Origin of the sequence: Roseovarius sp. MMSF_3281, from assembly GCF_030733685.1 — a bacterium.
Taxonomy (GTDB): Bacteria; Pseudomonadota; Alphaproteobacteria; order Rhodobacterales; family Rhodobacteraceae; genus Roseovarius.
Window position 1 is genome coordinate 37169 of sequence record NZ_JASHIM010000015.1, and the last position, 19524, is coordinate 56692.

General features: G+C 61.3%; 18 protein-coding genes. 8 read left to right on the top strand and 10 right to left on the bottom strand.

What is annotated here, in order from left to right; genetic code table 11:
- Positions 1-56 precede the first annotated feature (56 nt).
- Positions 57-1316 (bottom strand): glycerate kinase, encoded by a 1260-nt coding sequence (locus RBB32_RS14110; protein ID WP_306153547.1) that lies wholly within the window; start codon positions 1314-1316, stop codon positions 57-59.
- Positions 1317-1424: 108 nt separating this feature from the next.
- On the opposite strand from RBB32_RS14110, the gene crcB reads away from it, so the two are divergent.
- From crcB to RBB32_RS14150, 8 genes are all read left to right on the top strand, one after another.
- Complete coding sequence (gene crcB / locus RBB32_RS14115) at positions 1425-1802, top strand: fluoride efflux transporter CrcB (RefSeq protein ID WP_306153549.1); 378 nt, start codon at positions 1425-1427, stop codon at positions 1800-1802.
- On the top strand, positions 1799-2842 hold the full coding sequence (locus RBB32_RS14120; RefSeq protein ID WP_306153551.1) for an RluA family pseudouridine synthase: 1044 nt from the start codon (positions 1799-1801) through the stop codon (positions 2840-2842). Before crcB ends, RBB32_RS14120 begins: the two co-directional genes overlap by 4 nt.
- On the top strand, positions 2839-3522 hold the full coding sequence (locus RBB32_RS14125) for an HAD-IA family hydrolase (RefSeq protein ID WP_306153553.1): 684 nt from the start codon (positions 2839-2841) through the stop codon (positions 3520-3522). Before RBB32_RS14120 ends, RBB32_RS14125 begins: the two co-directional genes overlap by 4 nt.
- Positions 3519-4229, top strand: coding sequence for an ATP12 family chaperone protein (locus tag RBB32_RS14130; RefSeq protein ID WP_306153556.1), 711 nt, complete (start codon positions 3519-3521; stop codon positions 4227-4229). Before RBB32_RS14125 ends, RBB32_RS14130 begins: the two co-directional genes overlap by 4 nt.
- A 204-nt stretch (positions 4230-4433) precedes the next feature.
- Positions 4434-5453 carry an amino acid ABC transporter substrate-binding protein gene (locus RBB32_RS14135; protein WP_306153558.1) on the top strand — a complete coding sequence of 340 codons (1020 nt, stop codon included), beginning with the start codon at positions 4434-4436 and terminating at the stop codon, positions 5451-5453.
- Positions 5454-5582: 129 nt separating this feature from the next.
- Positions 5583-6797 (top strand): amino acid ABC transporter permease, encoded by a 1215-nt coding sequence (locus RBB32_RS14140; RefSeq protein WP_306153560.1) that lies wholly within the window; start codon positions 5583-5585, stop codon positions 6795-6797.
- Between the two features lies 1 nt (position 6798).
- Entirely contained in the window at positions 6799-8100 is a 1302-nt protein-coding gene (locus RBB32_RS14145) for an amino acid ABC transporter permease (RefSeq protein WP_306153562.1), read from the top strand.
- A gap of 15 nt (positions 8101-8115) precedes the next feature.
- Positions 8116-8883 carry an amino acid ABC transporter ATP-binding protein gene (locus tag RBB32_RS14150; protein ID WP_306153564.1) on the top strand — a complete coding sequence of 256 codons (768 nt, stop codon included), beginning with the start codon at positions 8116-8118 and terminating at the stop codon, positions 8881-8883.
- Between the two features lie 113 nt (positions 8884-8996).
- Here the strand turns inward: RBB32_RS14150 and yihA are convergent, their stop codons facing one another.
- The 9 genes from yihA to RBB32_RS14195 form a co-directional block, all read right to left on the bottom strand.
- Positions 8997-9647 (bottom strand): ribosome biogenesis GTP-binding protein YihA/YsxC, encoded by a 651-nt coding sequence (gene yihA, locus RBB32_RS14155; protein WP_306153566.1) that lies wholly within the window; start codon positions 9645-9647, stop codon positions 8997-8999.
- Positions 9647-10390 carry an MOSC domain-containing protein gene (locus RBB32_RS14160; protein WP_306153568.1) on the bottom strand — a complete coding sequence of 248 codons (744 nt, stop codon included), beginning with the start codon at positions 10388-10390 and terminating at the stop codon, positions 9647-9649. Before RBB32_RS14160 ends, yihA begins: the two co-directional genes overlap by 1 nt.
- A complete protein-coding gene (yidC, locus tag RBB32_RS14165; RefSeq protein WP_306153570.1) occupies positions 10387-12219 on the bottom strand; it encodes a membrane protein insertase YidC in 1833 nt (610 codons plus the stop codon). The genes RBB32_RS14160 and yidC overlap by 4 nt, the downstream gene beginning before the upstream one ends.
- Positions 12220-12331: 112 nt before the next feature.
- On the bottom strand, positions 12332-13846 hold the full coding sequence (locus tag RBB32_RS14170; RefSeq protein ID WP_306153572.1) for a bifunctional diguanylate cyclase/phosphodiesterase: 1515 nt from the start codon (positions 13844-13846) through the stop codon (positions 12332-12334).
- A 56-nt stretch (positions 13847-13902) separates the two neighbouring features.
- A complete protein-coding gene (gene ttcA, locus RBB32_RS14175) occupies positions 13903-14772 on the bottom strand; it encodes a tRNA 2-thiocytidine(32) synthetase TtcA (RefSeq protein WP_306153574.1) in 870 nt (289 codons plus the stop codon).
- A gap of 47 nt (positions 14773-14819) precedes the next feature.
- Positions 14820-16259 (bottom strand): phosphomannomutase/phosphoglucomutase, encoded by a 1440-nt coding sequence (locus tag RBB32_RS14180; RefSeq protein WP_371931065.1) that lies wholly within the window; start codon positions 16257-16259, stop codon positions 14820-14822.
- An 82-nt stretch (positions 16260-16341) separates the two neighbouring features.
- The gene (gene kdsA / locus RBB32_RS14185) at positions 16342-17175 is read right to left on the bottom strand and encodes a 3-deoxy-8-phosphooctulonate synthase (protein ID WP_306153578.1); all 834 of its coding nucleotides are present in this window, start codon (positions 17173-17175) and stop codon (positions 16342-16344) included.
- Between the two features lie 3 nt (positions 17176-17178).
- Positions 17179-18855: a capsule biosynthesis protein gene (locus RBB32_RS14190; protein ID WP_306153580.1), complete on the bottom strand. Its 1677-nt coding sequence runs from the start codon at positions 18853-18855 to the stop codon at positions 17179-17181.
- Positions 18833-19492: an ABC transporter ATP-binding protein gene (locus RBB32_RS14195; RefSeq protein WP_306153582.1), complete on the bottom strand. Its 660-nt coding sequence runs from the start codon at positions 19490-19492 to the stop codon at positions 18833-18835. Before RBB32_RS14195 ends, RBB32_RS14190 begins: the two co-directional genes overlap by 23 nt.
- Positions 19493-19524 lie beyond the last annotated feature (32 nt).

Consider the following 19524-nt stretch of genomic DNA (forward strand, 5'->3'; position numbering starts at 1 on the left):
TGGGGCAAGGCTTTTCGAAAAGCCTTGCAAGGTGCCGCCGTTGTGGCCTTTGCCCGTCAGGCTGGTGTGACCAGTATCGCCCGAAAGTCGTTGACGTTGGTGAGGGTCGGGCCGGTGATGACCTGTCCGCCGGTGCGCCCGAAAAAGCCGTGCGCGTCGTTGGCATCGAGCGCGGTTTGGGCATCCTCGCCCGTTGTGGCGGCGGCCTGCAGGGTGTCGGGGCCGATGATCGCGCCGGCGACCTCGGCGGCGCCATCCACGCCGTCGGTATCGCAGGCGATGGCGTGAATGCCCGGCGCGCCTTGCAAGGCAAGTGCCAAGGCGAGGGCGTATTCGGCGTTTGGCCCGCCGATGCCGTCGCCGCGCCGGGTAACGGTCAGTTCCCCGCCGGAGAGGATCAGGGCCGGGGCGTCGCCGGGGGCAAGGTCGCGTTGAAGCGTCAGGGCCGTTTCGGCGTGGGCCTTGGCGATGTCGCGCGCTTCGCCTTCGATGGCATCGCCCAGAAGGGTCACGGCAAGGCCCTGTGCCTTGGCCAGTTCGGCCGCGGCCTTGAGCGATTGCGAGGGGGCGGCGTAGATCACGTTTTCCACGGTTGAAAGGCGTTCGTCGCCGGGGGGAATAACGCCTGTCGGGCCATCCAGCACGGATTGGGCCGAGGGTGGCAGGGTGATGCCGTAGTGATCGAGCAGGGCGCGGGCCTCTTGCGGGGTGCTTTTGTCGCCCACGGTGGGGCCGGAGCCGATCATCGCCGGATCGTCGCCTGGGACATCCGAGATCATCAGCGTCAGCATCTTCGCAGGATAGGCGGCGGCGGCCAGTTGCCCGCCTTTCACGCGGCTGAGGTGTTTGCGGACGGTGTTTATCTGTCCGATGGTGGCGCCCGAGGCGAGGAGCGCGGTGTTGATTGCCTGTTTTTCGGTCAGTGTGACCGGGTCTGCGGGGTGGACCAGCAGGGCAGAGGCCCCGCCCGAGATCAGCGCCAGCACGGTGTCGTCCTTTGCAAGGCCCTTGAGAAGGTCGAGCATCCGCGCGGTGGCCTGCAGGCCGGAATCGTCCGGCACCGGGTGGGCGGCCTCGACGATCTCGATGCCTTGGCAGGGCCGGGCATAGCCGTAGCGGGTGATGACCAGCCCCTCGCAGGGGCCGTAGTGGGCCTCGGCCGCCTCGGCCATGCGGGCGCTGGCCTTGCCCGCGCCGATGACGACCAGCCGCCCCTTGGGTTTGGCGGGCAGGTGGTGGGCGAGGCTTTGCATCGGGTCGGCCACCTTGACCGCCCGGTCGAAGAGGGCGCGCAGCAGAACGGCGGGGTCGGGCATCGGGGCCTCCTTGCCTTGGGTGTTGGTGGTTCAGCTTGTGCATACCGCGGCCCGGGGTGCAATCGCGCAGCTTGACAAAGGGCCGGGCGCGGGCGACATGACGCGGCCATGATCATGACCTTTCTTCAAGTGGCGCTGGGCGGGGCGATCGGGGCGATGCTGCGCTTTGCCGTGGGCCTTGGGGCCTTGCGGTTTGCCGCGCCCGGGTTTCCCCTTGGCGTGCTTTTTGTCAATGTGCTGGGGTCGTTCCTGATGGGGCTTTTCGCGGTGTATTCCTTTCATCGCGGGGTTCAGCATCTGAACCCCTTGGTGATGACCGGGGTCTTGGGTGGGTTTACCACCTTTTCGGCGTTTTCGCTTGAGGCCTTCACGCTGTACGAGCGGGGGCAGGTTACGGCGGCGGGGCTTTACGTGGCGCTGTCTGCTGTCGTGTCGCTTGGGGCGCTGGCCCTTGGCGTTTGGATCGCGCGGGGGATTTGGGCATGAGCCGGGTGCAGAACTTGACGGTGGCCGAGGCGGATGCCGATCAGCGATTGGACCGTTGGTTGCGGCGGCAGTTTCCGCATGTCCCACAGGGGCGGATCGAGAAGATGTGCCGCAAGGGGGAATTGCGCGTCGATGGTGGCCGGGTGAAGGCCAATACGCGGCTTGAGGCGGGGCAAAGCGTGCGTGTGCCGCCGCTGCCCGAGCCGGGACAGGCCGCGGCGCGGGAGGCCAGCCCCGTCAGCCCGGCGGATGCCAGGATGATCCAGGCCTGCGTGATTTACCGTGACGATCACATCATCGCTTTGAACAAGCCGCCGGGCCTGCCGGTGCAGGGCGGCAGCAAGCAAAGCCGCCATGTGGACGGTTTGGCCGATGCGCTGCGGTTCGGGCTGGAGGAAAAGCCGCGTTTGGTGCATCGCTTGGACAAGGACACCTCGGGCGTTTTGATCATGGCGCGGACGCGGGCCATGGCCAAGGCCTTGACGGCGTCGTTCCGGCATCGGGACACGCGCAAGATCTACTGGGCCGCTGTTGCCGGTGTGCCCAGCCCGCGGATGGGGACGATCAAGTTCGGTCTGGTCAAGGCGCCGGGGCATGGGGCCAAGGGCGAGGGCGAGAAGATGCTGTGCCTGCACCCGCGCGAGGTGGAGGCCACCGAGGGCGCGAAACATGCCACCAGCGATTACGCGGTGATCGAGGCCGCCGGCGGGCGCTGTGCCTGGGTTGCGCTGGTGCCGGTAACGGGGCGGACCCATCAGCTTCGGGCGCATATGGCCGAGATCGGGCATCCGATTGCCGGGGACGGTAAGTACGGTGGATCGGGGCAGGAAAACCTTGGCGATGGCTGGGGCGCGCAACTGGGCGGGGAGTTGAGCCGCAAGTTGCACCTGCATGCCCGGTCCTTGACGCTTGAGCATCCGGCGACCAAGGCAACCCTGCATCTGACCGCGCCGATGCCCGACCACATGCAGCGCACGTGGGACATGTTCCAGTGGCAGGCCTCGGACGCGCCGGACGATCCCTTCGAGGAGGTGACATGAGCTTGCCCCTGCGGTTGGTGATCTTCGACGTCGACGGCACGCTTGTCGACAGCCAGGCGGATATCCTGGCGGCGATGGGCATGGCCTTTGAGCAAGCGGGCCATCCGATGCCGCCGCGCGAGGCGGTTCTGGGTATTGTGGGCCTTTCGCTGGACGTGGCGGTGGCGCGGCTTGCGCCGGAATTGGACGCCGCGCAGCATGAGCGCATGGTGGCGTGGTACAAGGACGCCTACGTCGCCCTGCGTGGCAAGCGGGGCGCGGCGGAATCCTCGCCGCTTTATCCCGGGGCGCTGGAGGTGTTGCAGGCCTTGCATGACATCCCCGAAGTGTTGCTGGGCGTGGCAACGGGCAAATCGCGGCGTGGGCTGGACAAGCTGCTTGAGGCGCATGATCTGGGGCGGTTTTTCGTCACCCAGCAGGTCAGCGACCATCACCCGTCAAAACCGCATCCGTCGATGATCATGACCGCGCTGTCGGAAACCGGGGTTGCGCCGCGCGATGCAGTCATGATCGGCGATACCAGCTTTGACATGCAGATGGCCCGGGCCGCGGGCGTTGCCGGCATTGGTGTCGGTTGGGGATACCACGATATCGAGGCATTGGCCGAGGCGCGGCAGGTGATTGACGGATTCGACGAATTGCCCCGCGCCCTGAAGACACTGTGGGAGGTCGCCGCATGAGCGAATGGAAGGCGAAACGCTTTTGGAAAGAGGCCCGCGTTGTCGAGGCGGAGCAGGGATTTTCCGTTGAGCTGGACGGGCGCGGCGTGAAAACCCCGGCCAAGCGCGCCCTTGTGGTGCCGACGCAGGCCATGGCGCAGGCCATCGCGGCGGAATGGGATGCTCAGGAGGGCGAGATCAACCCGAACCAGATGCCGGTGACCCGGTCGGCCAATGCGGCGATCGACAAGGTGGCGATCCAGCACGCCGAGGTGGCGCAGATGCTGGCCGATTACGCGGATTCGGACCTGTTGTGTTATCGCGCGGAGAGCCCTGTTGAACTGGTTGCCCGGCAAGCCGAGGCGTGGGACCCTTTGTTGGACTGGGCGGACGAAACCCTTGGCGCGCGCCTGACCCCGGTGGCGGGCGTGATGCATCAGCCGCAATCGCCCAAGGCCCTGGATATCATGGCCAAGCAGGCGCATGGCATGGACAACTTTACCCTGACCGCCTTTCATGACCTTGTCAGCCTGTCGGGGTCTTTCATCATCGGGCTGGCCGCGCTGCACGACATGCAGGAAACGCGCGATCTGTGGCTGCTTTCGCGTGTTGATGAGCAGTGGCAGGAAGAACTTTGGGGCCCCGACGAAGAGGCCCGGGCGCTGGCCGCAAGAAAAGAAAATGAGTTTTTGCACGCCAAGACCTTTCATAATCTTGCGCGACTATAGGCCCTGATCAGGTCAAAGCGGTTAACTATAGGTTAACTCCGGGGGGCGATCATCGCTTTTTGTGATCTTGGGCTTGACGTTTTCGAATGAATTCACTCACACTTACGAACACTGAAAGGGGACTCTCCCCTTTTATGTATCGCCCCGGCCTTGTCTGGCCGAATGAACCGTTCATAAAGAACGGACAATCAGGAAGAGGTAAAAATGAAAAAATCCGTATTTCTTGGCGCGCTGACTGTCGCCGGCATTGCTGCTGGTGCTGCTGCGGCGGGCACGCTGGATGACGTGAAGGCGCGTGGCACGCTGAACTGTGGTGTGACCACGGGTCTTGTCGGCTTCGCTGCACCCGATGCAAACGGCGAATGGGATGGCTTTGACGTTGGCGTTTGCCGCGCTGTGGCCGCTGCAGTACTTGGTGACGGTTCGGCCGTCGAATTCGTGCCGACCACCGGCAAGACGCGTTTCACCGCGCTTGCATCCGGTGAGATCGACATGCTGGCCCGGAACACCACCTGGACCTTCAGCCGTGACGTTGACCTGAAGTTCGAATTCACCGGCATTAACTACTATGACGGTCAAGGCTTCATCGCGCCCAAGGCGCTTGGGGTCAGCTCGGCGAAGGAACTCAGCGGCGCGACCGTCTGCATCCAGACCGGGACCACCACCGAGTTGAACCTTGCGGACTATTTCCGTGCGAACAACATGGATTACGAGCCGGTTCCGATCGAAACCAATGCCGAAGGGCAGCAACAGTACCTTGCCGGTGCTTGTGACGTCTATACCACCGACCGCTCGGGTCTGGCCGCGACGCGTGCCGCCTTTGAAAACCCCAGCGACCACGTGATCCTGCCCGAAACCATTTCGAAAGAGCCGCTTGGCCCGCTTGTGCGCCACGGCGACAACGAATGGGGTGATGTCGTGCGCTGGACGCTGAACGCCCTGATCGCCGCCGAGGAATACGGCGTGACCAGTGCGAATATTGCCGACATGGCATCGGCCCCCGGCGACAAGCCCGAGGTCAACCGCCTTCTGGGCACCGAGGGGAACCTTGGCGAGATGCTGGGCCTTGAATCCGATTGGGCCGTGAAGGCCATTTCGGTTGGCGGCAACTACGGTGAATTGTTCGAAAAGAACATCGGTGAGAACACGCCCATCGGCCTGTCGCGCGGCTTGAACGCGCAGTGGACCGAAGGTGGCCTGCTCTACAGCCCGCCGTTCCGTTAATCGGACTTTTGGGGGCGCGGACACACCGCGCCCCTTTTCCTGTGTAAGCAGGACAATCAATAAACCGGGTCGGACGAGCGTGGATAAACCCGCCGAAAATGAGCCCGGGGACGATCAGGGAAGTCATTCATGACAACACTCAGCGACCCACCGCGCGAGTCGTTTCGGCTATCTATGCTGATTAACGATACGCGGTATCGATCCTACACATTCCAGTTCATCGCGCTTTTGGCGGTGATCGCCTTGTTCGCCTATCTTGGGTCGAACCTCATGTACAACCTGCGCGAAGCGGGGCTGAACATCTCGTACGGGTTCCTGAGTGAACCTTCGGGATACGACATCAACCAGACGCTGATCGAATACGACAGCCGGTCGTCGCATTGGCGGGCGTCGGTTGCAGGTATTCTCAATACGCTTCTTGTTGCCGTTCTGGCCTGTGTCACGGCAACCATCCTTGGGGTGATCGCCGGGGTTATGCGGCTGTCGAACAACTGGTTGGTGCGCAAGCTTATGGCCGGGTATGTCGAGGCGTTCCGCAACGTGCCGGTCCTGATCTGGATCATCATCATCTTTACGGTGATGACGGCGGTCTTGCCCGCGCCGAGCGCGTTTCGTGGCGATGACCCCGACCGGACCATGCTGCTGGATGCTTTTGCCTTTACCAACCGTGGCGTTTACATCCCCAAGCCTGTCTGGCTTGAGGGATCGGCAATCGTTGTCGGGGTGTTCATCGCCTCGATCATCGGGATGTTCTGGTATCGCCGCTATGCGACCAAGCTTTTGTATGACACCGGGAAGCTGTTGCCGATGGGCTGGCCTTCGCTGGCTATCCTGTTTGTTCCGGCCATCCTGGCGTACTTCGTGCTTGGGCGTCCGATCGAGCTGGATTACCCGGCGCTGAAAGGCTTTAACTTCCAGGGTGGTATCCAGATTCGCGGGTCGCTGATTGCCTTGTGGTTCGCGCTTGCGATTTATACCGGGGCCTTCATCGCCGAAAACGTGCGTGCGGGGATCCAGGCGGTGTCGAAGGGACAGACCGAGGCGGCGGCCTCGCTGGGGCTTCGGCCGCGCCGGATCATGAACCTTGTGATCCTGCCGCAGGCCCTGCGGGTGATCATTCCGCCTTTGATCTCGAATTACCTGAACATCACCAAGAACTCGTCGCTGGCGATCGCGGTGGGGTACATGGACATCACCGGCACGCTGGGCGGTATCACGCTGAACCAGACGGGCCGGGCGATTGAAACGGTCCTGTTGCTGATGCTGTTTTACCTGGCGATCAGCCTGGCCATTTCGGCGCTGATGAATGTCTATAACAACTCGATCAAGTTGAAGGAGCGCTGAGATGTCGGATACCCATCAGCAATCCATTCCCTTCGTTCGTGACACGATGCTGCCCGAGGCGCCGCCCCCGGCAGCGGAGACCGGGATTGTCAAATGGATGCGGGAGAACCTGTTTTCCAATGTCACGAATGGCATCCTGACCCTGGCCGCCCTGGCCGCGATCTATTACCTGTTGTCGGGGTTTCTGCCTTGGCTGTTCAACGGGATTTGGGATGCGCCCTCGATCCGCGCCTGCCGGGAAATCCTGCAAGGCGAGGTTGGCGGCTGTTTCGCGGTTCTGACCGAGCGGTGGAACCAGCTTTTGTTCGGATTCAAATACCCGGATGAGGAATACTGGCGCCCGTCACTGGCCTTTGTGCTGCTGTTTGCGGCGGCGGCGCCGGTGATGTTTCCCAACCACGTGCCGCGTGTCCTGTTCTTCTTTACCGGGCTTTACCCCTTCCTGGCTTATTGGCTGATCTGGGGCGGGCCGATCCTGTCGCCGGTGTTTGGCCTGTTAGGCTTTGTCGTGGGCTATATCGTCTGGAATCGCTTGGTCGCACAATCCTTCGCGGCGGGCTTTTTCGGGGCGATCGTGGCGGCGCTGGTGACATGGTGGATCGGTGGCATGATCGTCGAGGCCATGGCGAGCGAAAACACGCTTCTGGCCGCCGTGCCCAGCCGGGACATGGGGGGCTTCATGCTCAACATGATCCTCGGGACGGTCTGTGTGTCGCTGTCGATTCCCTTCGGGATAGCGCTGGCGCTGGGGCGTCAATCGGACATGCCGATCATCAAGTGGATTTGCGTGCTGTTCATCGAGTTCATTCGCGGTGTGCCCTTGATCACGTTGCTGTTCGTGGCGAACGTGGTTCTGGCCTATTTCCTTCCGCCGGGCACGACCTTTGACCTGATCCTGCGGGTGATCATCATGATCACGATGTTCGCCTCGGCCTATATCGCGGAGGTGATCCGGGGCGGCCTGGCCGCGCTTCCGAAGGGGCAGTACGAGGCCGCCGACAGCCTTGGCCTGGATTATCCGCAGGCGATGCGCCTGATCATCCTGCCGCAAGCGCTCAAGATCTCGATCCCGGGGATCGTGAACGTGGCGGTGGGCCTGTTCAAGGATACCACGCTTGTGTCGGTCATCTCGATGTTCGACCTCGTGGGGATGATCCGCGGGCCTGTCCTTGCCTCGACCGAGTGGAACGGCGTGTACTGGGAGCTTCTGGGCTTTGCCGCGCTTCTGTTCTTCGTCGTGTGCTACGGCATTTCGCAATATTCACAGTGGCTGGAACGTCAGCTGCAAACTGAACATCGTTAAGGAGGGCAGGGCACCATGTCTGAAGCCGCTCAAATGCAAGTCAGCGACGAAGTCGCGATCTCGATCGAAAACATGAACAAGTGGTACGGGGCGTTCCATGTGCTGCGCGACATTGACCTGACGGTCAATCGCGGTGAACGGATCGTCATCGCGGGGCCTTCGGGTTCGGGTAAATCCACGCTGATCCGGTGTATCAACGCGCTGGAAGAGCACCAGAAAGGCAAGATCACGGTTGATGGGACGCTGTTGTCGTCGGACCTGAAGAACATCGACAAGATCCGGTCAGAGGTTGGGATGGTGTTCCAGCACTTCAACCTGTTCCCGCATCTGACCATTCTGGAAAACTGCACCCTTGCGCCGATCTGGGTGCGCAAGACGCCCAAGCGCGAGGCCGAGGAAATCGCCATGCATTTCCTTGAAAAGGTGAAGATCCCCGAACAGGCCGACAAGTACCCCGGTCAGCTTTCGGGCGGTCAGCAGCAGCGTGTGGCGATTGCCCGGTCACTGTGCATGAAGCCGCGGATCATGTTGTTCGACGAACCGACATCGGCCTTGGACCCCGAGATGATCTCGGAGGTTCTGGATACCATGATCCAGCTTGCCGAGGAAGGCATGACCATGCTCTGCGTGACGCACGAGATGGGCTTTGCCCGCAAGGTCGCCAACCGTGTGATCTTTATGGACCAAGGCCAGATCGTGGAGCAGAACGAACCCGAGGAGTTCTTCAACAACCCGAAATCGGAGCGGACAAAGCTGTTCCTGAGCCAGATTCTGGGCCACTGACAAACGGGATCATGAAAAGCGAAAACGCGGCCTTGGGGCCGCGTTTTTTTGTGCCGTGGTGCCGGTTTCTGGAAAAGAAATCGGTCCGAAATCTTTTGAAGATTTCGGTTGGGTCAGTCGAGGGTCGCGATGATGGCCCGCAGCGTGCCGATACCATCGCCTTTTTCCGAGGAGGTCAGAAGGATTTCAGGGTAGGCGGCGGGGTGGGCCGAAAGCTTGCCGCGCACCTGTTTCAGCACGTTGTCCCGATCCTTGGCTTTCACCTTGTCGGTCTTGGTCAGCACGCATTGGAAGGTCACGGCGGCGCTGTCCAGCAGGCTCATGATTTCTTCGTCCACCGGTTTGATGCCGTGGCGCGCGTCGATCAACACAAAGGCGCGGCGCAGGGTTTGGCGGCCCGAGAGGTATTGTTTGAGAAGGCGTTGCCATTGTTCCACCTTGGGCAGCGGCGCGTTGGCATAGCCATAGCCGGGCAGATCGACAAGGTAGCGGTCTTCGCCCATGGTGAAATAGTTGATTTCCTGCGTGCGCCCGGGCGTGTTGGAGGCACGCGCCAGCGACTTGCGCCCGGTGAGCGCGTTGATCAGGCTGGATTTTCCGACGTTCGAGCGCCCGGCAAAGCAGACCTCGACCCGGTCTGCGGGGGGCAGGCCGGACATGGCCACCACCCCTTTCAGGAAGTCGATTGGCCCGGCGAAAAGCTTGCGGCCTTTTTCAAGCGTGGCCGCGTCCGGGGTTTCTGCGATTGGGAAGGGAAGTTGCATCATAGGCACCTGATTGCGTCGCCCAAGGCGATATCACCGGAGTGGACGACTTCGGCGCGGATGCTGAAATCCCGATGGCCGAAGCTGTCCAGCGCGGTCAGGATATCGGCATCACGGTCGCCGGTGTCGGGGTTGCTGTGGGTGGCAAGGCAGCGGCCGGTGCGTTCGCGCGGGATGACCACGGCGCTGCCGATCTGTATCTCTTTGCCGATCCAGTCGAATTCGGACCATGCGGGCAGGCTATCGAACCAGATGTTGCCGCGCCAGCGGTGAATGGACAGATCGCGCCCGATGCGCGCCTCGACATCGCGATGCGAGGCCATGTTGCACAGGGTCACCGAGGGGAAATCGCTATCGGTGAAGCCGCGTGTGGCGGCGCGGACCAGTTTGGTGGATTGTGCGCGGTTGGCGGGGATCAGGCCGCAGGCCCATGACAGGAATGCGTCGCCTTCGGTATCGGGGCAGAATGTCAGGCTGCCTTTCGTGGGGTGGTGCAGGGTGACCGTGGCGTTGTTTTCGTCGAGCTGGGCGGTGATGGCCGCCAGCGCGGGCGCCTTGGCCCCGCGCGAGAAATGCTGACAGGGCATCCATTCCGTGCCGTCGGCATCGGACAGTTCATGCGCCACGGCCCATGTACGATCCCATGGCATGGTTTGGCCTGCCGCCAAAGAGACATGAGCCACGGCCTCTCGACCGTGGCTCTTGATTGGGTGCCGGATGATCTGGGTGATCTGTCCGGTCATTTTTCTTCGGTCTGCGTCTTGCGCTTGAAGCTGGATCTGATGTTGCCCAGCACATCGGGCTTATAGCCTTGGCTGCGCATGATCAGGTACTGCTGCGAGAAGGTGATCGTGTTGTTCGCGATCCAGTAAATGACCAGCCCGCTGGCAAAGCTGCCCAGCATGAACATGAAGACCCAAGGCATCCATGCGAAGATCATTTGCTGTGTCGGGTCCGTGGGGGCCGGGTTCAGCTTTTGTTGCAGCCACATCGAGATGCCCAGCAGAAGCGGCAGGATACCGATGAAGATCAGCGCGAGGATCGAGCCGGGTTCGGGCGCGTCCCATGGGAAGATGCCCCAGAGGTTATAGAGCGACGAGGGGTCGGGCGCCGAGAGGTCCTTGATCCAGCCGATCCATGGCGCGTGGCGCAATTCGAGCGTGACGAAGATCACCTTGTAGAGCGAGAAGAAGATCGGGATTTGCAGAAGGATCGGCAGGCAGCCCGAGGCGGGGTTGACCTTTTCCTTCTTGTAAAGCGCCATCATCTCTTGCTGGAGTTTCTGGCGGTCGTCGCCCGCGGATTCCTTGATTTTCTCCATCTGCGGCTGGAGTTCCTTCATCTTCGCCATCGAGACGTAGGATTTGAACGCCAGCGGCAGAAGAACCGCCTTGATCAGAAGCGTGAGGGCGATGATGGACCAGCCCATGGAGCCGGCAATCCCCATGCCCGCAAGGGTCACGTTCAGCCAGTGCAGCACCGCGAAGATCGGCTTGGTCAGGAAGAAGAACCAGCCCCAGTCGATGGAATCGAGAAAGCGTTCGACGCCGCCTTCGTTCTGATAGGCGCGGATGGTGGCCCATTCCTTGGCGCCCGCGAAAAGGCGGGTCTGGGAGGTGACTGTTTCGCCGGGTTGGACCGTGAGGGTCGGTTGCACGGTCTCGGTCTGGTAGATATCGCGCTTGGGGTCGTACTTGTTGACCGATTTGAACGGGGTGCCGGGCCCGGGGATGAGGGTGGTCATCCAGTAGTGGTCGGTAAAGCCGGTCCAGCCGTTTTCTGTTACCTGCGTGACTTCGGCGGGGGCCCCTTCGCGGGGGTTGAAGGCGTAGTCGGTGACGTCGTCGTAGTCGACCTCGGCCAGTTCCCCGTCGGCCATGGAAATCAGGCCTTCGTGCAGGATGAAGAAGTTCTTCATATCGGCCGGTTCACCATGGCGGGCAAGGATGCCGTAGGGGGCCAGCGAGGGGCTGGTGCTGCCGGTGTTTTCAACCGATTGCGCGACGGTGAACATGTAGTCATCGTCAACCGAGATCACGCGCTCGAACGTGAGGCCCGAACCGTTTTCCCAGGTCAGGGTAACGGGGGTGTCGGGGGTCAGGGTGCTGCCCTCATCGGCGGACCATATGGTATCGGCATTGGGCACCTGATCATGGGTCAGGCCCGTACCGGGGGCCCAGCCGAATAGCGCGTAATAGGGGGCCTCGCCGCCGACGGGTTCAAGCAGTTGAACGATGTCCGAACCGGGTTCGAGGGTTTCGCGGTAGTTCTTGAGCGAAAGCTGATCAATGCGCCCGCCTTGCAGGGAGATCGCCCCCTCGACGCTGGGCGTGTCGATTGCAAGACGCGGGGCGTCTTGGGACAGCGTTGTCACCTCGCCCGATTGGGAGGCCACATTGCCGCCGGACTCGGCCGTGGGCGCGCCTGCGGTGGCCGACTCGGTGTCCTCGGACGCGGTTTCCACGGCGTTGGGATCGGTCGTTTCGGGCGGTGGAAAAACCACAAACCACACAAGAATGACGATGAAGCTGAGCGCAGTCGCCAGGATAAGGTTCTTGTTCTGATCGTCCATCGCCGCTGACCACCTGTCTGTTGACGTTCAGGGGGGTTCAACAGAGTGCGGGGGCAAAGGTCAAGTGGATTCCCCCAAAAAGCGGTGGGCCGAAAGACGCGGACCGCCGTATTCAGACGATTTTCCGTCCGATGACGGGCGGCGCTTGCAGTTTGGCGCTATGGTCGGTCGCCCATTCCAGGGTGCGTTCGAAAGGCATGGGGCGTGCGATCCCGTATCCCTGCACGTGTCCACAGCCCAATTGGGCCAGTATCGCATGTTCGCCCGCTGTTTCGACGCCCTCGGCCACGGTATCAAGGCCAAGCCGGTCCGCCATCAACAGGATGGCGGCGATCATGTCTTTTTGATCGTTATCCTGATCGACCTTCATCACGAAGGAGCGATCAATCTTGAGGCGTTGCACGGCGAACCGCCGGATCGAGGAAATCGACGCGTGACCGGTGCCAAAATCGTCAAGGTCGATATGGCAGCCAAGCTCGGCCAGGCGGCGGATGTTGCTTGAAATGGTATCGTCGGAGGAGGTCGAGACAACGGTTTCCAGAATTTCGATCGACAGGCGGTCAGGCGAGAGGTCATGGCGATCCAGCGCCCAGGCAACGCGATCGACAAGCTTTGGATTGCGCAATTCGTCGGAGGCAAAATTCACGCCGACACTTGGCACGTCAAGCCCGGCTTCGTCCCATGTTTTCAGGGCGGACAGGGCATCCTTGAGCATCTTGTCGCCAAGCCGTTCCATGTTTCCGGTGCGTTCCAGATCAGGAAGGAAATCGGAGGGGGGAATCATGCCCCTTGCGGGATGTTCCCACCGGGCAAGCGCCTCGAATCCGCTGATCTTGCCGGTTTCGGTGGAAATTTGCGGTTGGAACCACGGCTTGAATTGCCCGGCCTCGAAAGCTTTTTCGATATCCGCATCTATGGTTTCGGTGCAGCCCACAAGCCTCGGCAGGTTCGGCGCGTAGGCGCGCAGGCCCGAGGGTGCATTGCGACGCGCATCCAGAAGCGCAAGCATGGTGGCATCGGCGAAATCTTCGCCCGTGGGATGCGATAATGCAGTGTTAAGGCAAAGCCCGACCGAGGCCGTGATATAAACACTGGCCGCGTCCACCGTGAGCGGTTCTTCGATCGCCGCCTGAAGCCGGGTGGCCAGTTTCAGCGCGGTGTCATGATCAAGGTGGCGCGTGGGGGCGAGAATGACCGAAAGTTGCCCGGCGTCCAGCGATAGCACCTGATCGGGCGTTCTTACGACCCTTTGCAGGCGGTCTTGTGTTTGGGCCATGATCGCGGCCATGGCAGTGGCCCCGAACCGGTCAAGAAGCTGTGGGTGATCGTCGATTTCAATCACGAGGGAGGCGGTTTTCATGGCCTTCCGCCGCGCGATAGCCAAAGTGGCGCCAAGGGCGCTTTCAAGTTGCTTTTCGCCTGGTGTGGGGGGCGTCGTGGCCTTGTGATCGGCGAAAGCCAGCAACAGCGGAATGCCAAGGGCGGTGAGCAGAAGAAGCACCTCGCCGCCCAACCAGAAGCTGGCCAGAACGATGGCCGGCAGGAAGGCAAGGCCCTTTGGCTTTCGGCCGATAAGCGCGACCAAGTTGAGCAGGTGTGCCGGTATCGACGAGAGCGAGGAGATCATGCGGCGGTTTCCAAATATTGCCGCATGACCGTAGCGCCCGGTGCCTCAACACCGGCTTAACGCAGTTTCGGTAACCCGTCGGGATTTTCTTCGAATTTTAAAGACCCGCGCGCCAGACCTTCGAAATCGAAGAGGTTCGGGTCAAGCAGGTGCGAGGGGCGTGCGTTCATCAAGGCACGGAACATCACCTGTCGGCGACCGGGGGAGTTGGCCTCCCATCCGTCGAGGATCTGTTTGACCTGCTGGCGTTGCAGCCCGTCCTGCGAACCGCAGAGGTCACAGGGAATGATCGGGTATTGCATCGCCTGCGCGAATTTCTCGCAATCGGTTTCGGCGGTAAAGGCCAGTGGACGGTAGACGAAAAGATCGCCTTCTTCGTTGACCAGCTTTGGTGGCATGGTGGCCAGTCGCCCGCCGTGAAAGAGATTCATGAAAAAGGTTTCAAGAATATCGTCGCGGTGATGGCCCAGAACCACGGCCGAGCAGCCCTCTTCGCGGGCGATCCGATAAAGGTGGCCCCGCCGCAAGCGCGAGCAGAGCGCGCAGAAGGTGCGGCCCTGCGGGATCTTGTCCATGACGACGGAATAGGTGTCTTGATATTCGATCCGGTGCGGGACGCCCATGTTTTCAAGGAATTCCGGCAGGACGGTGGCCGGAAAACCGGGCTGCCCCTGGTCGAGGTTGCAGGCCAGAATCTCAACCGGCAGAAGGCCGCGCCATTGCAATTCGTGCAGCACGGCCAAAAGCGTGTAGCTGTCCTTGCCCCCCGACAGGCAAACCAGCCATTTGGCGCCCTTTTCGATCATGCCGAATTGCTCGATCGCCTCGCGCGTCTGACGTACGATGCGTTTGCGCAGCTTCTTGAATTCGGTGCTGCTTGGCGCACCGGAAAACAGCGGGTGGATATCGTCGGCGTTGTCCAGCATGGGCTGCCTATAAGGGGTTTGCGGGTTTCGGACAAGCCGCCAGCGGATCAGATCGTTTGATCGTAGTCGCCCACGGCGGGTTCGGTGCGAATGACGGCGTCGATATCGGCGAAGATGGCGCGCAACTCGGCCTCGCTGTCGCTGCTTTCGCAGACCACGACAAGGTTGGGCGTGTTCGAGGAGGCCCGGACAAGGCCCCATGAGCCATTATCGAGGATGACCCGGGCGCCGTTGACGGTGACCACCTCCTTGATGGGGCGCCCGCCGACGGGTTCCCCGGCCTCGTGCTTGGCCACCAGTTTGGCCACCAGCCGATCCAGCACCTCGTATTTCTCGGTATCGGCGCAATAGGGGGACATGGTGGGCGTTGACCATGTTTGCGGCAGGGCGCGGCGCAGGTCGGACATGGACATGTCGGGGTTGCGATCCATCAGCTTGCAGATTTCCACCGCCACCCGCATGCCGCAGTCATAGCCGCGGCCCACGGGTTCGGCGAGGAAGTAGTGCCCGGATTTTTCGAACCCGGCCAGCGCGCCGATTTCCTTGACCCTGCGTTTCATGTGGCTGTGGCCGGTTTTCCAATAGTCGGCCTTGACGCCATTGGCCTGCAACTCCGGGTCCGAGGCAAACAGGCCGGTGGATTTGACATCGGCCACGAAGGTGGCGCCGGGGTGCAGTTTGCTGAGGTCGCGGGCCATGATGACGCCCACCTTGTCGGCAAAGATTTCCTCGCCCTCGTCATCCACCACGCCACAGCGGTCGCCATCGCCGTCAAAGCCAAGGGCAAAGTCCGCGCCCGAGTCTTTCACGCTTTGGGCCATGTCGTGCAGCATTTCCATGGCTTCGGGATTGGGGTTGTAGTTGGGGAAGGTGTAATCGAGATCGTTGTGGGAGGGGACAACCTCCACCCCGATGCGTTCGAAAAGTTCAGGTGCGAAGGCCGAGGCGGTGCCGTTGCCGGTGGCGCAGACCACCCGCAACTTGCGCGACATTTTGAAATCGCCGGCCAGATCGTCGAGATAGGCCTCGCGCACCCCGTCGACGAATTCGTAACCGCCGCCATCGCGTGCCTGCCCTTCGCCGTTCAGGACGATATCGCGCAGTTCGGCCATTTCATCGGGTCCATGTGTCAGCGGGCGGTCAAAGCCCATCTTGACGCCTGTCCAGCCGTTGGGGTTGTGGCTTGCCGTGACCATGGCGACGGCGGGCACATCAAGATGAAATTGCGAGAAATAGGCCATGGGGCTAACGGCCGGGCCGATATCCTTGACCTTGACGCCTGCCTGCATGAGCCCGAGGATCAGCGCCTGTTTGATGGCCAGCGAATAATCGCGGTAGTCATTGCCCACCGCGATTTCCGGCTTGATCCCGCGCCGGTGGATTTGCGTGCCAAGGCCGAGGCCAAGGGCCGTCATGCCGGGCAGGTTGATTTCGTCGGGGTATTTCCAGCGCGCGTCATATTCGCGGAAACCCGTTGGGGCGATCATCGCGTCGCGAAGGAACGACCAACTGTTTTGAATCACTTGGGGAGAAGGCTTTTTCACTGTCTTAATCACTCGTTTTATATGGTTACAGGTGCATCGGATCGGATTTCGCCAATGCGTCGAATTTCATCAAGCTGTCGATCAGCGCAGGCATCCGTGCCAGCGGGATCATGTTGGGGCCGTCGGAGGGCGCATTATCAGGGTCTTCATGGGTTTCGATGAAGACAGCCGCCACGCCAAGCGAAACGGCAGCCCGCGCCATGACCGGGGCAAATTCGCGTTGGCCGCCCGTGCTTCCGCCCTGACCGCCGGGTTGCTGAACCGAATGGGTGGCATCCATGACCACCGGGTACCCGCTGGCGGCCATCTGCGGCAAGGCGCGCATGTCGGTGACAAGCGTGTTATAGCCAAAGGAGGTGCCGCGTTCGGTCAGCAGGATGCGCGTGTTCCCGGTGCTTTCGATCTTCTTGATGACATTGATCATGTCCCAGGGCGCCAGAAACTGGCCCTTCTTGACGTTGATCGCCGCGCCGGTTTCCCCGGCGGCGACCAAAAGATCGGTCTGGCGGCACAGGAAGGCGGGGATTTGCAGGATATCGGCCACCTCGGCCACCGGCGCGCATTGATCGGGCAGGTGGATGTCGGTCACCACGGGCACACCAAGGCCGGTTTTGACCGCCTGAAGAATTTTCAGCCCTTCCTCAAGCCCGGCACCGCGCCGGGCGCCAACCGACGTGCGATTGGCCTTGTCGAAGCTGCCCTTGAAGACCAGTTGCGCGCCGTGTTTCGCGCAGGCCTCCTGCAGGGTGCCGGCGATCATTTGGGCGTGGTCGATACTTTGTAGTGCGCAGGGCCCCGCGAGCAGCGTCAGGGGCAGGTCGTTCCCAACGCTCAGGCCGGAGATGTCGATGTGTTTCATGGGTTATGACGATACCTGTTCGCGGAGGATTGATGCGGTAAGTGAGATCATCAGGTAGATGCCCGAGAAAATCAGGAAGGCCAAGATCGTATTCTCGAAAGACCGCGGATAGGAGGGATCTTGCGAGGCGACCGGTTTGACGCTGACGGTGAGGTAGCGCACCTGTTTATTGGCTTCAATCTCGGATTGGCGTTTTGATTCCAGCGCGGATTGCAGCACCATGTCGGCCGTGGCCAGATCGGCCTGCGCCATCTGGATTTCTGCCGCTTGTGACGCCAGTGAGGCACTTCCTTCGGTGGCTTCGTTCAAGCGGGCGGACTGCTTGTCGAATTCTTCGGTCAGAACTTCGATTTCGCTGCGCAGGGCGGCCACCTTGGCGCTGTTGGGTCTTTGGTTGTTGAGTTGCGTATTAAGGGCCAGTTGCTTTTCCTGAAGCTGCAGTTCGACCGAGTTGATCAATGACCGGATCGAGGCGATTTCGCCCTCGGGGTCAAGCAGCGTGCCTTCTTGCAGTGCGACAAGCCGTTCCTGGGCCGCGCGGCGTTCATCCTTGGCGTCCTCAAGGGAGGCGCTGGCGGTTTTTACCGCATCCTGGCGTTTTTCCTGGCTGAGGTGGTCAACCCGTTCCTCGGCGTAGTCGAGAAGCTTTTCGGAAAACCGGGCGCTGGTTTCCGGATCGGCGGTAGAAAGCTCCATCCGGATCACGCCCTCTGTCGGGTCATAGCCAAGTTTCACGTATTTCTTGTAAAGTTTGTAGGCCGCTTCGTTGCTGGCATCTTCGTCAAGCCGCTGCAGCGGGTCGATCCAGTCTTGGCTGAAATGATCGCGAAAGCCGACATCCTGATCAAGGCGCAGCATGGCGTCTTTCGATTCGAGATAGGATTGCGTTGCAATCGAATCCTGCCCGGTTGCGAAGGCGGTTCCGCTGAACAGGCCTGCCGCCGCACCGCCCGCGCCGCCGCCGCCATCGGCGGTCAGGATAAGGAACTCCGATTTGGTCGAATACATCGGCGTGGCGACCGCATAGAAATAGTAGCCTGCAATGAGCGTGGGCAGAAACACGAAGGCCGACAGGCGGGTCAGCAGCAAAAGCAGCCTGCGGCGCCGGCGTTTGGCGATGTCGCGTTGAATTTCCTGGATTTCATGGGCGCGGCGGTCTGCCGGGCTGAGTTGATTGGTGGTGGGCAGGTTTTGCTGCCCCGCCGGAACCGTCTGCGGCAGTTGCACCTTGGGGGTGTCACTTTCCGGTGTGACCCCGGTTTGGGTGTTTCCCGTACCGCCGTTGCCCGTGCCGCCACCGCCGGGGGCCACCAGTTCAAGGATATTGGCCCGTTGGAACGGGTCCACGCCCTTGGCGCGCAAAAGCCTGACGGCATCGAAGTCGGACGTCGGTGCAAGGCCGTATTTTTGCGCCATGCGGCGGGCCATGCGCAATTGGCGGCCGGTCAGCCCCTCTTTGCGAATTTCATCAATGCTTTGGGCCGAGGCCATTTCACGGGCCGAGCTTACCTCGCCCTCATGGGCCTGTGGCGCATGGACATGCGGCGCAGTTTGATCGGCGGGTGCCTCGCTGCCCTGGTCTGCGGCGCGGGCGGTTTCAGCCTGCTGCGATGCTGCACCGTTGGGCGTGGGGATGGTGCGGCGGATGCGGAACTTTCTAGCCTTGGGTTTCGTAGTCATAAAGCTGCTTTGCCTCTTCCAAGGTATCAAACATGTATAACTGACCATTCATCAGAACGGCAGCGGACCGTGCAAATTTTTCGAGCGTTTCGGGTTGGTGGGACACGATGATCACGGTGGTGGTGCGCAGGCGTTCCTTGAGAATTTCACCGGCCTTGCGGTTGAATTCCACGTCTGTCGAACCGGGCATGCCCTCGTCGATGAGGTACATGTCGAAATCCAGCGCGAGCATGAGTGAGAAGGTGAAGCGCGCCCGCATCCCCGAGGAGTACGTCCCGAGCGGTTGGTCGAAATATTCACCCAGATTGCACATCCAGCGGCAGAATGCCTCGATATAATCGGGGTCGAGGCCGTAAAGGCGCGCGATGTATCGGGAATTTTCCATGGCAGAGATCTTCGAGATGACCCCCCCCATGAAGCCAAGCGGAAAGCTGATCCGGCAGCCACGGCGAATTTCGCCTTCGTCGGGCTTTTCCAGTCCGGCCATCATGTTGATCAATGTGGTTTTGCCGGTGCCGTTGGGGGCGAGAATACCAAGTGAGCGGCCCAGTTCGACACGAAAACTGACGCGGTCAAGGATTACCTTGCGCTGCTTGCCCGTCCAGAAGGACTTGCTGACACTATTGAATTCGAGCATCCTGTTGCTCCGATGCCGCTCTGCCTGACCTC